The sequence below is a fragment of the Alcaligenes ammonioxydans genome (genome assembly GCF_019343455.1).
In the GTDB taxonomy this organism is placed as follows: Bacteria; Pseudomonadota; Gammaproteobacteria; order Burkholderiales; family Burkholderiaceae_B; genus Alcaligenes; species Alcaligenes ammonioxydans.
Map to the genome: position 1 here is coordinate 1,726,731 of NZ_CP049362.1, position 13,901 is coordinate 1,740,631.

Annotated in this window: 15 protein-coding genes; all 15 read left to right on the forward strand. The window is 55.6% G+C overall.

Going from position 1 to position 13,901, the window contains the following annotated elements:
* Positions 1-332 precede the first annotated feature (332 nt).
* The 15 genes from FE795_RS07865 (at position 333) to pheS (ending at position 13,844) form a co-directional block, all read left to right on the forward strand.
* A complete protein-coding gene (locus FE795_RS07865; RefSeq protein WP_003800390.1) occupies positions 333-578 on the forward strand; it encodes a putative hemolysin in 246 nt (81 codons plus the stop codon).
* 230 nt (positions 579-808) lie between these two features.
* Positions 809-2,731: a threonine--tRNA ligase gene (gene thrS, locus FE795_RS07870; RefSeq protein WP_059317680.1), complete on the forward strand. Its 1,923-nt coding sequence runs from the start codon at positions 809-811 to the stop codon at positions 2,729-2,731.
* 46 nt (positions 2,732-2,777) lie between these two features.
* Positions 2,778-3,302, forward strand: coding sequence for a translation initiation factor IF-3 (infC, locus tag FE795_RS07875; protein ID WP_080584954.1), 525 nt, complete (start codon positions 2,778-2,780; stop codon positions 3,300-3,302).
* A gap of 128 nt (positions 3,303-3,430) precedes the next feature.
* Entirely contained in the window at positions 3,431-4,393 is a 963-nt protein-coding gene (gshB, locus tag FE795_RS07880; RefSeq protein ID WP_059317679.1) for a glutathione synthase, read from the forward strand.
* Entirely contained in the window at positions 4,390-4,797 is a 408-nt protein-coding gene (locus FE795_RS07885) for a PTS sugar transporter subunit IIA (RefSeq protein ID WP_003800383.1), read from the forward strand. Before gshB ends, FE795_RS07885 begins: the two co-directional genes overlap by 4 nt.
* Before the next feature lie 36 nt (positions 4,798-4,833).
* Positions 4,834-5,103 carry an HPr family phosphocarrier protein gene (locus FE795_RS07890; protein ID WP_003800381.1) on the forward strand — a complete coding sequence of 90 codons (270 nt, stop codon included), beginning with the start codon at positions 4,834-4,836 and terminating at the stop codon, positions 5,101-5,103.
* 60 nt (positions 5,104-5,163) lie between these two features.
* On the forward strand, positions 5,164-6,876 hold the full coding sequence (ptsP, locus tag FE795_RS07895) for a phosphoenolpyruvate--protein phosphotransferase (RefSeq protein WP_207307445.1): 1,713 nt from the start codon (positions 5,164-5,166) through the stop codon (positions 6,874-6,876).
* Positions 6,877-7,195: 319 nt separating this feature from the next.
* Positions 7,196-7,684, forward strand: a complete 489-nt coding sequence (locus FE795_RS07900) for a hypothetical protein (RefSeq protein ID WP_003800375.1) — start codon at positions 7,196-7,198, stop codon at positions 7,682-7,684.
* A 106-nt stretch (positions 7,685-7,790) separates the two neighbouring features.
* Complete coding sequence (locus tag FE795_RS07905) at positions 7,791-8,081, forward strand: accessory factor UbiK family protein (protein WP_003800374.1); 291 nt, start codon at positions 7,791-7,793, stop codon at positions 8,079-8,081.
* A 42-nt stretch (positions 8,082-8,123) separates the two neighbouring features.
* Positions 8,124-9,323, forward strand: a complete 1,200-nt coding sequence (locus FE795_RS07910; protein ID WP_059317678.1) for an MFS transporter — start codon at positions 8,124-8,126, stop codon at positions 9,321-9,323.
* Positions 9,324-9,417: 94 nt separating this feature from the next.
* Entirely contained in the window at positions 9,418-10,095 is a 678-nt protein-coding gene (locus tag FE795_RS07915; protein ID WP_003800370.1) for a pentapeptide repeat-containing protein, read from the forward strand.
* A gap of 108 nt (positions 10,096-10,203) precedes the next feature.
* Complete coding sequence (locus tag FE795_RS07920) at positions 10,204-11,727, forward strand: YifB family Mg chelatase-like AAA ATPase (RefSeq protein ID WP_059317677.1); 1,524 nt, start codon at positions 10,204-10,206, stop codon at positions 11,725-11,727.
* 450 nt (positions 11,728-12,177) lie between these two features.
* Positions 12,178-12,375 (forward strand): 50S ribosomal protein L35, encoded by a 198-nt coding sequence (rpmI, locus tag FE795_RS07925; RefSeq protein ID WP_003800367.1) that lies wholly within the window; start codon positions 12,178-12,180, stop codon positions 12,373-12,375.
* Positions 12,376-12,391: 16 nt separating this feature from the next.
* Positions 12,392-12,751 (forward strand): 50S ribosomal protein L20, encoded by a 360-nt coding sequence (rplT, locus tag FE795_RS07930; protein WP_003800365.1) that lies wholly within the window; start codon positions 12,392-12,394, stop codon positions 12,749-12,751.
* Positions 12,752-12,821: 70 nt separating this feature from the next.
* Positions 12,822-13,844, forward strand: a complete 1,023-nt coding sequence (gene pheS / locus FE795_RS07935) for a phenylalanine--tRNA ligase subunit alpha (protein WP_003800363.1) — start codon at positions 12,822-12,824, stop codon at positions 13,842-13,844.
* Positions 13,845-13,901 lie beyond the last annotated feature (57 nt).

The window sequence follows — 13,901 nt, forward strand, 5'->3', positions numbered from 1 at the left end:
GCTGGCCGGCTGCGGTATTTTAGGTTTCATTCTCCTGTCTTTCTGGCTGCATCGTTCGTAAGCCAGGCCTGACGCTGTTGCGTCTTGTCATAACCTGTCTCTTTTCAGGCATGATTTCAGCGCCTTTTTTGACTGAAGGTGTTGCTTTTGCTGCACGCTTGGCTGTGCCCGCTTTTCGTGCTGGACAAGTGTAGTAAGCTATTTCCACGATCTGTTTCGCGACTGGCGCACTCCGATTTTCGATCCTGCGCGTCGTAGCGATTGCCTGGACAGTCCCCATCTCGGAGGACATCTCAGACATCGGCAACCTTCAGATCAAGGAGAAGGAAATCATGTTTTTCCGCTTAGTTTCTGCCTGTGCAGGGTCTTTGATGCTGTCGGCATGTGCCAACTCTCCCCAAACCGTGGCCAAGCCTGTTGCCCAGACGAATCTGGCATCCTCTTTTTGTCAGCGCATGGGTGGGCAAACCATTGTTCATGAAAGCGAGAGTGGCGCTTATGGAACCTGTTTGATGAAAGATGGGTCGGAGTCGGAGGAGTGGGCGTTTTACCGTAGCTGGTATCCCCGTATGGATTGAATTCTTTTTCGAATGTGGTTTTTGTAGCGATACCGCATCGCGACGGCGGGGAAGGTGATAAACTTATCCAATCAAATGTGTTATTTGGGAAGCAGAATCTTATGAACTCAACGCGAACTACCCGTCGGCAAGTCTAGCCGTGGCCGCGTAGCGTTTCGTTTGCTTTTCAAGAACGTTCAATTCAAAAGCGCGGCTTTTTCAAGGCCGCGTTTTTTATTTCAGGAAGTGTTATGGTCCGAATCACACTGCCCGATGGCTCCCAGCGAGAGTTTGAGGGCCCGGTTTCCGTCAGCGAAGTGGCGAACTCGATTGGTACTGGCCTGGGCCGCGCGGCCCTGGCGGGTCGTGTCAGCACGCCAGGCACCGAGTCGCGGCTGGTGGATACCTCGTATGTGATTGACCAGGACAGCAATCTGGCCATCATTACCGCCAAGGACGCAGACGGCCTGGAGGTGATTCGTCACTCCACCGCTCACTTGTTGGCTTACGCGGTCAAGAGCTTGTTTCCAGACGCGCAGGTCACCATTGGCCCGGTGATCGACAATGGCTTTTACTACGACTTTTCCTACAAGCGTGCTTTCACGCCCGAGGACCTGGAAGCCATTGAAAAGAAAATGGCTGAACTGGCCAAGAAGGACGAAGTGGTCACCCGTGAGGAGTGGCTGCGTGACGATGCGGTCGAGTTCTTCAAAAGCATTGGTGAGGACTACAAGGCAGAAATCATTGCCTCCATCCCGTCCAACGAGCCCATCAGTCTGTATCGCGAGGGCGAGTTCATCGACTTGTGCCGTGGGCCGCACGTCCCATCGACGGGCAAGCTGAAAGTCTTCAAGCTGATGAAAGTCGCAGGGGCTTACTGGCGCGGTGACAGCAACAATGAAATGCTGCAGCGCATTTACGGTACGGCCTGGGCGAGCAAGGAAGACCAGCAAGCCTATCTGACCATGCTGGAGGAGGCCGAGCGCCGCGACCACCGCAAACTGGGGCGCGAACTGGACCTGTTCCACTTCCAGGAAGAAGCCCCCGGTCTGATTTTCTGGCACCCCAAAGGCTGGGTCATCTGGCAACAGGTCGAGCAATACATTCGTCGCGTGTATCAGGACAATGGTTATCAGGAAGTGAAAGCGCCGCAGATTCTGGATCTGTCGCTGTGGAAGAAAACAGGTCACTGGGATAACTATGCTGAAAATATGTTCACGACCGAGTCGGAGAATCGCGTTTATGGCCTAAAGCCCATGAACTGCCCCGGCCACGTGCAGATTTTCAATTCAGGTCTGCATTCCTACCGTGAGCTGCCTATTCGTTATGGCGAGTTCGGTCAGTGCCACCGTAATGAACCGTCGGGCGCCTTGCACGGCATGATGCGGGTGCGCGGATTTACACAAGACGACGGCCACATTTTCTGTACGGAAGACCAGTTGCAGGACGAATGCGCGGCGTTTACAGCCCAGTTGCAAGCGGTGTATGCGGACTTTGGCTTTACCGAGATTTTGTACAAGGTCGCTACTCGCCCTGAAAAGCGCATTGGTGATGATGCCGTCTGGGACAAGGCTGAGCAAGCCCTGATCGAGAGCTTGCGTCGTACCGGTTGCGAGTTCGAGATTTCGGAAGGCGAGGGGGCGTTTTACGGTCCGAAGATCGAGTACACCCTGAAAGACGCGATTGGCCGTCACTGGCAGTGCGGTACCATTCAGGTGGACTTCTCCATGCCGGCCCGTCTCGGGGCCGAGTATGTGGATGCTCAGGACCAGCGACGCGTGCCTGTTATGTTGCACCGTGCTATTTTGGGGTCGTTTGAGCGCTTTATTGGCATGTTGATTGAAAACCATGCCGGCGCCTTGCCTGCCTGGCTGGCGCCAGAGCACGTGGTGGTATGCTGCATTTCAGAAAGCTCGGCTGATTATGCCCAGTCCGTCGCCCAAAATCTGAAGAAAATGGGATTTCGTGCCTCCTCTGATTTGCGCGGTGAAAAAATCACTCGTAAAATCCGTGAGCACAGTATGCAAAAAGTGCCCTATATTCTGGTCGTGGGTGAAAAAGAGCGTGAGAACGGTGCCGTTGCCGTACGTGCACGCGGTGGCGTGGACTTGGGCGTCATGCCGGTAGCCGATTTTTCAGCACGATTGAAACAAGAGATCGATAGCCGTCAATAAAACAGGAACGCTATCGTTTTTATCGACATTTTTAGGAGTTTTCGACATCGCAACCGAGAAAAAACATCGCATCAATGGTGAAATTCGTATTCCAGAGGTGCGACTCATTGGAGTCGAGGGTGAGCAGCTAGGTATCGTCAAGGTACCTGACGCCTTGGCTATGGCAGAACAGCACGATGTGGATCTGGTGGAAATCGCCCCTGCGGCTGTGCCACCGGTGTGCCGCTTGATGGATTACGGCAAGTTCCGCTATCAGGAGCAAAAACGCCAACAGGAAGCCAAGGCCAAGCAAAAAATCATTCAGATCAAGGAAGTCAAATTCCGTCCCGGAACGGATGAAGGCGACTACCAGGTCAAGCTGCGCAACGTGAAACGTTTTATTGACGATGGCGACAAGGTTAAGGTGACTTTGCGTTTCCGTGGTCGTGAGATGGCTCACCAGGAATTGGGGATGCGCGTGCTGGAGCGGATTCGCGACGAAGTTAGCGAAATCTGTCAGGTTGAAGCGATGCCCAAGCTGGAAGGCCGTCAAATGGTCATGGTTCTCGCGCCTCGCAAGAAAGCGTCCTGATCGTTTTGCGCGATACTGCCTGGGCCTGCCCAGGAGCATTATGCGTTGCCCGATTCGCTCCCAAGTAGCGAGTCGGGCACAATCGCCTTTGCAGCTGGTTTGCAAAGGCGTTTTTCTCTAGGTGTGACATGCACGTTCTATTCATCATTGATCCCTTGCCCAGCCTGTCGGCTTACAAGGATTCCTCCGTTGCCATGATGCGTGCATTCCTGGCGCGTGGTCATCGCGTCAGCGTGACCTTGCAGTCTGATCTGTATATCGCCCAAAGCCGGGTTCGTACGCGCAGCCAGGCTGTCAGCATTGCTGCGGATGCCGATTTGCGTGCACCTGCGTGGTGGAGTCATCCCGAACAGGCCATCGAGCAGGAGCTCAATGCCTTTGACGCAGTGATCATGCGCAAGGACCCGCCTTTCGATATGGAGTACGCCTATTCCACGCACCTGCTCAGTTTTGCGCAGGAGCAAGGGGCCAAGGTCTTCAATTCAGGGGCAGCCATTCGCAATCACCCTGAAAAACTCGCCATTACCGAATTTCCACAGTTCACACCGCCTACCCTGGTCACCCGTGATATGGGTCGCTTGCGCGCCTTTCACCAAGAGCATCAAGATGTGATCGTCAAACCGCTGGACGGTATGGGCGGCATGGGTATTTTCCGTTTGCAGGATCCCGAACCCAATCTGGGTGCCATCCTGGAGACGCTGACTGCCAATGGTACGCAAACCATTATGGCGCAGCGCTACATTCCGGAGATCGTCAAGGGGGATAAGCGCATCCTCATTATTGACGGCGAGCCTGTGCCTTACGCCCTGGCCCGTATCCCTCTGGCTGGCGAAACGCGTGGCAATCTGGCGGCCGGTGGTCGCGGGGTTGCTCAGCCCTTGTCCGAGCATGACTGGCATATTGCCCGCACCTTGGGACCGGTGCTGGCGGCCCGTGGTTTGCTGCTGATCGGCCTGGATGTGATTGGTGACTACGTCACGGAAATCAATGTGACCAGCCCAACCTGTTTTGTCGAAATTACCGAGCAGACAGGCTTTGATGTGGCACAGCGCTTTGTCCAGGCTGTCGAGAAAGCGACGGGACGCGCGTGATCCGCCTAGCCTTGATTATGCATGAGCCCCTGGCCAGTGCGTTTGCCAGTTGCGCCGAGCACGTTCTGGGCGAGAAGCCCGATCTGTTTGTCTTTGATATTCAGGCGGACGAATGCACGGACACGGCGGTAGAGCGCTTGCTGGGGCAATTACACACGCAGGCGCCAGATGCCGTGGCGACCTTGATTCTGTGTGATCTGTATGGCGCCACTCCGTTTAATGTGGCGCGCCGGGTCCAGCAGGCTTTACAGGATCAGGGACAGGGCGCCTATTTATTGACCGGCACCAATATGTGCATGGTATTGAAAGCTTTGACCGAGCGACGCGACAATCCGGAGCAATTCGCTCAGGATGTCATGGCAGGCGCATTGCGTGGCATTGTTCACGCCGACTGCCATTGCTGATTTTGAATTTTCACTTTCATTTTTCCAGTTGCCTCTATGCCCAGCGTATCCATCACGATCAGTAATAAATTAGGTCTTCATGCACGGGCAGCGGCCAAGCTTACGCAATTGGCCGGCCGTTACAGCAGTGAGATTTTTATCGCACGTGGCTCTCAGCGTGTGAATGCAAAAAGTATTATGGGTGTCATGATGCTGGCCGCCGGAATGGGCGTCACGGTGGTGGTTGATGCCCAGGGCGATGACGCCGATCAGGCCCTGAATGATATCCAGGCGTTGTTTGACGCCAAGTTTGGTGAAAACGAATAAGGAACCACACCGGTCATGAATAGTGCTGCTGCTCGAACCCCCGCGTCTGATTTGTCCGCGATGTTTACCGCTCAAGGTCAAGCAGTCGGCAAGGGGTACGCCATTGCCAAGGCGGTGGTGATGAGCGCAGCTGCCTTGGAAGTTCCTCATTACCGGATTGCCGCCGAGGACGTGGATTCCGAATGTCAGCGTTTGCTGAGCGCCATGGCCGGTACGCGTGATGAACTGCGCACCATGGTGGACCAGTTGCCGGTGGATGCGCCGCGTGAGCTGGCGCCTATTTTGACGGTGCACAGCCTCTTGCTGGACGACCCCATGTTGACGCAGCAAACCTGTGCCATCATTGCCGAGCGTCACTACAACGCCGAATGGGCCTTGACCTCGCAGGGCCAGATGCTGGTCGAACAGTTTTCGCAGATGGAAGATGAATATCTGCGTGAGCGTGGTGCCGATGTGCGTCAGGTGATTGAACGGGTGCTGCGTGTCCTGGCTGGCAAACCCGCCATGCTGCCCGGCTTTGCCGCCGCTCACGAAGAGCCGCTGATTGTCGTGGCGCGTGATATTTCGCCTGCGGATATGTTGCGTTTGCGGGGAGGCCATTTTGCCGCCTTCCTGACTGATCTTGGCGGGCCGACCTCTCACACAGCCATTGTGGCTCGTAGTCTGGGCGTTCCGGCCGTTGTGGGTCTGGGCAGTTTTCGTAGTTTGATCCGCGATGGGGACTATCTGATTGTGGACGGCTTTTCAGGCGCCGTCATAGTGAATCCCTCCGAGCAGGTTCTGAGCGAATACCGGGAGCGGCAGGAAGCCTATCTCCGTGAACGTGCCGAGCTCCAGGCGCTGCTAGACGCCCCTGCGATGACTCTGGATGGTATTAATGTACGGCTCGAAGCCAATATCGAACTTCCCGAGGAGGCCGAGCTTGCCTTGAAAGCGGGCGCCGATGGCATTGGTTTGTTCCGTAGTGAGTTTTTGTTCATGGGGCGCACGGATTTGCCTTCTGAGCAGGAGCAGTATGAGGCGTATTCCCGCGTGGTCAACGCCATGCAGGGCAAAGTTGTCACGATCCGCACACTGGATATTGGTGCCGACAAGACCTTGGATGGGGACGCGACGGTGGCGACCAATCCTGCCTTGGGCTTGCGCGCCATTCGCTACTGCCTGGATCGACCAGAAATGTTTGCCACGCAGTTGCGGGCCTTGTTACGTGCCAGCCAGCATGGGCAGATTCGTATCCTGATTCCCATGATCTCGTCCATGAACGAGGTGTACGCCAGCCGGCAGGCCATTGAAGCGGCTGCCCGCGAACTGGAGAAATCCGGCACGCCGTTTGCACGTAATTATTTGCTGGGGGCCATGGTCGAAGTGCCCGCCATTGCCATTGCCATCGAACCTTTCGTGCAGGAGCTCGATTTCCTGTCGATCGGTACCAACGACCTGATTCAGTATGTGTTGGCCGTCGATCGGGGCGATGCTGAAGTGGCCAATTTGTACGACCCCATGCACCCCGCTGTTTTGCGTTTGATTGCGCATACGATCAACGCCGCTGACCGCGCCGGCAAGCCAGTGGCTATCTGCGGCGAGATGGCCGGCGATGCTTCCGTGACCCGGATGCTGCTCGGGCTGGGTCTGAAAGAATTCTCCATGCATCCGCAGCAATTGCTGGATGTCAAAAAGGAAGTGCGTCTATCGCATTCCAACGCATTGCGTGTGAAAGTTGCCAGTGCCTTGAACCGCGCCGAGCGCATCGATTTGGCCACCTTAGCTGCCTAAGTAGTTGAAAATAGGTCTATTTAATTTGGTAAATATGTAACAAACCCCGGCTGTGATCCTATGAGGGATTCTATTTGTAACAGCGCATCAAAACCGAGCTAGTCGCTAGGTGCTTGTTGTTAAAGGGTTTGTCATCCCGCTTGCGCGATATCGTCAGATTCATTGAAATCAGGATTTACACTAATGGATTGGTCTGTGTGCCCAGCACCGATAGAATGGCTCTTAGGGGAGTTGTAACAGACCCAAGGCCGAGCTGGCAGTCGCAACAGATCTCGGCCCATTCTATCTAGCGACCTTGGAATAGTAGGAAGGAAATCTTATGAAACTGACTCGTGCTCATTTTGCTGTCATGGCCGCTGCTGCTTCGATGACTCTGCTGGCTGCGTGTTCCAAAGAGGACGATAAAGCCGCTACGAGTGCACCACCTGCTCCTGTTGCTGCTCCACAATCGACAGCGCCTGCCACCACTCCACCTGCACCAGAGGCTGACAAGACCTTGGAGCAGAGAACGGAAGAGCTGAAGAAGGATGCGGATAAAGTTGCTGAAGACGTCAAAAAAGACGCAGAGAAGCAGGAAGAAAACGCCAAGGAAAATCTCCATAACCTGAAGGAAGACGCCAAGGCAGCGGGTGATGCAGTTGCTGAGAAAGCCGTTGAGGCTAAAGATGCCATGGCCGACGCTGCCAGCCGTACAGGCGATGCCATTAAAGAAGGTGCTGCCAAAGCGGACAGCGCTATTCAGAGCAAGCTGGGCAATGGCGTAGATTCCTCGCCTTCTACTGTGCCTTCTGAACAGTCCAAGCCTTAAGGTTTGAATTAATCGGTCGCTTTTGCGGCCAGATGCAAAAAGCGGGTGCCTTCGGTACCCGCTTTTTCTATACTGCTGTTAGTGTCACTAATTTCAGGAGAGGACCATGATTAATCGTAGCGAGTGGCTGGAAGATCTGCAAAAAAATGTCTCGGAGCTGATCGCCAAAAGCCCGGCTGCCGATATTGAGCGCAATGTTAAAGCCTTTATGGGACAGGCTTTCAATCGCATGGACCTGGTGACTCGTGAAGAGTTCGATACCTACAAGTTGATGCTCGAACGCGCTCTGGCTCGTGTGGCCGCTTTGGAAACCCGCTTGCAAGCCCTTGAAGGACGTCAGGCACCGGTAGTTCAGGACAAGGGCGAGGTCCCTGAGCAAGCGGACAGCCAAGGCTGATTACGGCATTTGAATCCTACCGTCAGGCCTGGGGGCACACCATTGGCCAGCCCCTTTTTTACTGCTGTTTTTCTGGTCGTGACCGGGGTGTGCGCCGCATTGCATGTGTGGAAGGTACCCCCGGCTTTGCCTTTTATGCAGCGGGAATTGGGGATGGACTTGGTGCAGTCCGGCTTCTTGCTGGCCAGTGTGCAAATGGCCGGCATGTTGCTCGGGCTGTGCATTGGTCTGATTTCCGAGAAGATTGGTCTGCGCCGCTGCATTGTGACGGGGCTGGGTATTTTGTCTCTGGCTTCGCTGCTGGGCTCTCTGTCCGACCATAGCACGCCGGTATTGCTCGGTCGCATGATCGAAGGCTGTGGCTTTCTGATGGTGGTGTTGCCCATCCCGGCCCTGATTAAACGTATTACGGTTGCGGCACGCTTGAGCCGAGTCATGGGTTGGTGGGGGTGTTATATGCCTGCCGGCGCGGTCTTGATGCTGTGGGCGGGCGCTGCCTGGCTGGCAGTGGGCTCCTGGCGCACCTTGTGGGTGGTTCTAGGCATACTGACAGCCATCTTTATGGTTTTGACCTTTCTTCTTGTGCCCCCCGATTCTCAGACTCAAGCCAAGCGTGCAGTGCAGCACACCGTGGCGCTTCGCTGGTCCAGTCTGTTGCGCACGACCTTAAGCTCGGGCCAGGTTTGGTTGCTGGCTTTGGCCTTTGGGGTGTACGCGGCGCAATGGGCGGCAGTCGTGGGTTTTATGCCCACTATTTATAACCAGGCAGAGATAGCAGTCGGTACCGCCGGTTTGCTGACGGCCTCGATTGCTGCGGGGAATGTTATCGGCAATCTGGGGGCAGGGCGCTGTTTGCATGCGGGTATCCCGCCTCATAGATTGCTGCAAGCAGGCTACCTGGGCATGATTGCGTGTGCGGTCCTTGCGTTTGGACTGACACAAAATTTGGTGGTTCAGTTTGTCGCCATCCTGGTGTTCTCGATTGTGGGCGGCTTGATTCCCGCGACTTTGTTTTTTCTGGCCGTCACGGCCGCGCCTTCCCCGGAGACGACGTCCACGTCGGTGGGCTGGGTGCAGCAATGCTCTTCACTGGGTCAATTTGTAGGGCCGCCTGTCGTGGCTTCAGTCGTGCATATGTTGGGCGGGTGGCAGTGGGCGTGGGTCGCGACAGTCAGCTTTGCAATTTTGGGTTTGATCATTGCCTGGCGTCTGTCCCGATTGGGTTTGCCTGGCAGCCGTTAAGTTTTGCTCTGATCAAGGTCAGATTGCATGATGCAGATAGTCAAGGGGCCCGTGCCGTCAGGCGGGCTCTGTTTTTTTTTGAGGGGAAGGCAGCATGCTCGTCAGTAACGTCCAGATCACAAGAGATGAGTTGGCCGATCTGGTGGCCGGCGCCCATGCGTCTTTGAGTTTTGAGAACTGTATTTTTGATGATGAGGACCTGTCGGGGCTGGAGCTGGAAGGTTTGCTGTTTTCGGGTTGCAGTTTTTTGAGAACCTGCTTTACACGAGCCCATTTGCAAGACACGGTCTGGCAGCGTTGCAAGCTGAGTCAGTCAGATTTCAGCTTGGCGGACCTTAGTTCGGCCCGTTTTAGGGCTTGTGATCTGCACGTGAGCAAGTGGCTAGGCACTCGGATTGCCTCCTTGCAAATCGAGGACTCCAAGTTGAGCGCTGCGGTTTTCAACGAAACCCGTGGTTTGGACCTGAGGCTGCGTGAGTGCAAGCTAGTGGGTGCTACGTTGCGCGCGATTAGTTTCCGCAAGCAAAATCTGGTGCAACTGGATTTCTCCGATGCGGACCTCGGTGGCTGCGATTTCCAGGATGCCGTCTTTGAGGGCGGCAGTTTGCGCGGGGCCAGCCTGCGTGGGACCTGCTTTAAGGGGGCAGATTTGCGCAGTGTGGAGTTGGGCAGTATTAGCTTTTATGACTTGAACCACTCTTTTCAAGGTGCGTGTCTGTCGGTGGAACAGGCGGTCGGGCTAGTCAGTTCCATGGGGGTGCGGGTGCAGTAGGGGCAGCGTTGCGTACAAGTACGCAGTGATCAAGTCAGAGCCGCCATCTGGCACTTTCTTCCTTGGCTGGGCAAGCTATCTGTTTGCCTCAGGATAGGGGAAAGGTCTATGTCCTTGGCCGTGTTGAACAGTTGTGCCTTGTCGGGCCTGGATGTAATCGATGTGCGGGTTGAGGCGCATGTCGCTCCGGGCTTGCCCGCTTTTCATATTGTTGGTTTGCCGGATGCTGGTATCCGGGAAAGTCGGGAGCGAATACGTGCCGCTTTGCAAGCCAGCGGTTTTGATTTTCCCGCTGCCCGACTGACAATCAATCTGGCTCCGGCCGATCTGCCCAAAGATTCGGGGCGCTTTGATCTACCGGTGGCGTTGGCAATTTTGCTGGCCAGCGGCCAGCTTAGCCGCTGTGATGATGGGCAGCGTGAGCAGGCGATTACGGGTTTGGAGCGCTATGTCATGGCCGGTGAGCTGTCCTTGACGGGCGCAGTGGTTCCCGTTCAAGGCGCGCTGACGATTGCGTTGGGAATGGCGCGGCGGCATCCAGCGCCTTGTTTGCTTTTGCCAAGACACAGCGCGGAGGTGGCGGCCCATGTGCCGGAACTGCAGGTTCGAGGTGTGGCGAGCCTGGCCGAGGCAGCCGCTTATCTGCGGGGTGATAAAGAGCTTGAGCCAGCTTTGGCTCAGCCCTGGCCAGAGGAGCACACTTACGATCCGTCGCTTTGCCTGTCTGATGTACGTGGACAGCCTTTGGCCTGTCGTGCTTTGGAAGTAGCAGCGGCGGGTGGTCACAGCCTTTTGTTGAACGGCTCGCCGGGTGTAGGAAAAACCATGTTGGCTCAACGTCTGCCCGGCCTGTTGCCCGATCTGGATCGCTATGCCCAACTCGAAGTGGCGGCCTTGTACTCTTTTGTTCAGGAGCGGGATTTTTACAGCCTACGCCCTCCGTTTCGTGCCCCGCATCACAGTGTGTCTACGCCAGCTCTGATTGGCGGGGGCAGCCGCCCCCGGCCGGGGGAGGTTTCTCTGGCGCACCAGGGCGTGCTGTTTCTAGATGAGCTGCCCGAGTTCAGCCGACGTTCACTGGAGGCGCTGCGCGAGCCCCTGGAACAAGGCTGCGTACATATTTCCCGTGCACAGAAGCAGGCGGTCTTTCCGGCCCAATTTCAATTAGTGGCCGCGATGAACCCTTGTCCATGTGGCTGGGCGGCCAGTCGGCATCGGGCATGCCGTTGCTCGCCCGCTCAACGAGAACAATATCGGCAACGTTTGTCCGGCCCCATGTTGGACAGGATTGATCTCTTGGTCACCTTGAGCGAGTCCGGGGCGCAGAGCGATCATGAAGCGACGCCATCCGCTCAGGTCAGGTTACGCGTGCAGGAGGCGATCGAAAGGCAAGTGAGGCGTCAGGCGGTGCGCAATGCCCGCTTGCCGGTGTCGGGCTTGAAAGCGCATGTCGGCCTGTCTGCAGATGCCATGGCTTTGCTGAGCAGCGCGCGCAAGCGCTGGCATTGGTCGGAAAGAGTGCAGGGCAGGGTGCTGCGAGTGGCGCGTACGATTGCGGATCTGGCGGGCGTGGACCAGCTGACCCGCTCTCATATTGCGGAGGCGCTACAGTTCCGCCCGGATTTACCTTAAGCCTGCTGGGCTACAAGAAGACCGTGATGGCGGTTGAACATGGACGGGTGCCGCCCGCTTCAAGGACGATGTGGAAAATTCCCGAAGGGGGCGGTTCGCTGACGTTCGCACTGGGCGGATAGGGGGAGAACGAATAACCCTGTTTGTTTACAGGCCAGCTCTACAGACACATGAGCACCGTGTCGGGCCGTGATACGGTGTTGCTGGGTAGACAGTGGGTGTGGCAGGGACTGGTTTTATTGAGGGCCTGTCAGCAACGACCTGGCTATAAAAAACCGGGGTCTGTCTGGACAATTTTCCAGGAATCATCCTATAATCAAGAGCTTTTCCCCTGTTTGGATTTGTTCTTGCAGCGGGCAAAGAAAAAAATAAGTGCCTGTTTTGGGTCATACAAGTGCGTGCCAGTTTCTTTGGCGGCCACCCGCAGACACAAATTAGTCGAGTAATTTCATGCCTAAAATGAAAACCAAAAAAAGCGCTTCCAAGCGCTTTGTGGTTCGTGGTAGCGGTTCCATCAAGCGGGGCCAAGCGTTCAAGCGTCACATTCTGACCAAGAAGACGACCAAGAACAAACGTCAGTTGCGCGGTGCCGTCGAGGTTCATAAAGCCGACGTCGCTTCCGTAAAAGCAATGATGCCTTTCGCTTGATTAGGGAGAATCGAACATGTCACGAGTAAAACGCGGTGTTAACGCACGCGCACGCCACAAGAAAGTCATTGCCCAGGCCAAAGGTTTTCGCGGTCGTCGCGGTAATGTATTCCGTATAGCCAAACAGGCTGTCATGAAGGCAGGTCAGTATGCCTACCGTGACCGCCGTAACAAGAAACGTGTATTCCGCTCGCTGTGGATTACCCGTATCAACGCAGCTTGCCGCGAACTGGACATGAGCTACAGCCAGTTTATCGCCGGCCTGAACAAAGCCTCCATCGCTTTGGACCGTAAGGTTCTGGCTGACTTGGCTGTTAAAGACAAGGCAGGTTTTGCTGCTATTGTTGCACAGGCTAAGAACGCTCTGGCTGCTTAAGCGGTATCTGACTGTATAGTTCACAAACGGGGCCTTTGGGGCTCCGTTTGTTTTTGGAAAGTAACACGCCATGACTTCCTCCCACGACGATCTGATCGCCCAGGCTCGGGCCTTGTTTGAGCAGTCTCAGGACGCCGCCTCGCTGGAAAACGCCAAAGCCCGCTTTTTGGGCAAACAAGGTGCCATCACCGCCTTGATGAAAGGCCTTGCCCAGATGGAGCCGGAGCAGAAAAAAGCAGCAGGCGCCAGCATTAATGTGCTCAAGCGCGAAATTGAGGATTTGCTCAATGATCGTCGTGCTGCCTTGGCGGCAGAACAATTGAACCAACGTCTGGCTCAAGAACAGATTGATGTGACTCTGCCTGGCCGTGGACGGGGCACCGGCGGCATTCATCCGGTCATCCAGACCTGGCAGCGAGTCGAGGCCATTTTCCGCTCTATCGGTTTTGATGTGGCGGACGGCCCTGAAATCGAAAATGACTGGACCAATTTTACCGCTCTGAACAATCCAGAGAATCACCCGGCCCGCTCAATGCAGGATACGTTCTATATCGATATGAACGACGAGCAGGGTCTGCCTTATTTGCTGCGCACACACACCAGCCCCATGCAGGTGCGATACGCGCGCATGAACCAGGCCCCGATCAAGGTTATTGCCCCTGGGCGCACTTATCGCGTTGACAGTGATGCCACTCACTCGCCCATGTTCCATCAGGTCGAAGGCTTGTGGATTGCCGAGGATATTTCCTTTGCGGATCTGAAAGGCGTCTACACGAATTTTCTGCGCGCTTTTTTTGAAAGCGACGATCTGGTCGTGCGTTTTCGACCTTCTTTTTTCCCCTTTACCGAGCCATCCGCCGAGATTGACATGATGTTCTCCTCCGGTCCCAATAAGGGCCGTTGGCTGGAAATCTCGGGCTCCGGGCAGGTTCACCCGCAAGTGGTGCGCAATTTCGGTTTGGACCCCGAGCGTTACATTGGTTTCGCTTTTGGTTCCGGGCTGGAGCGCCTGACTATGTTGCGCTATGGTGTTAACGATTTACGCCAGTTCTTTGAAGGCGATCTGCGCTTTCTGAAGCAATTCAATCGTTGATTCCTGTTTCGCGCCGCTGGGCCTGACAGGCCCGGTCGGTTCCGGTATACACCGTTT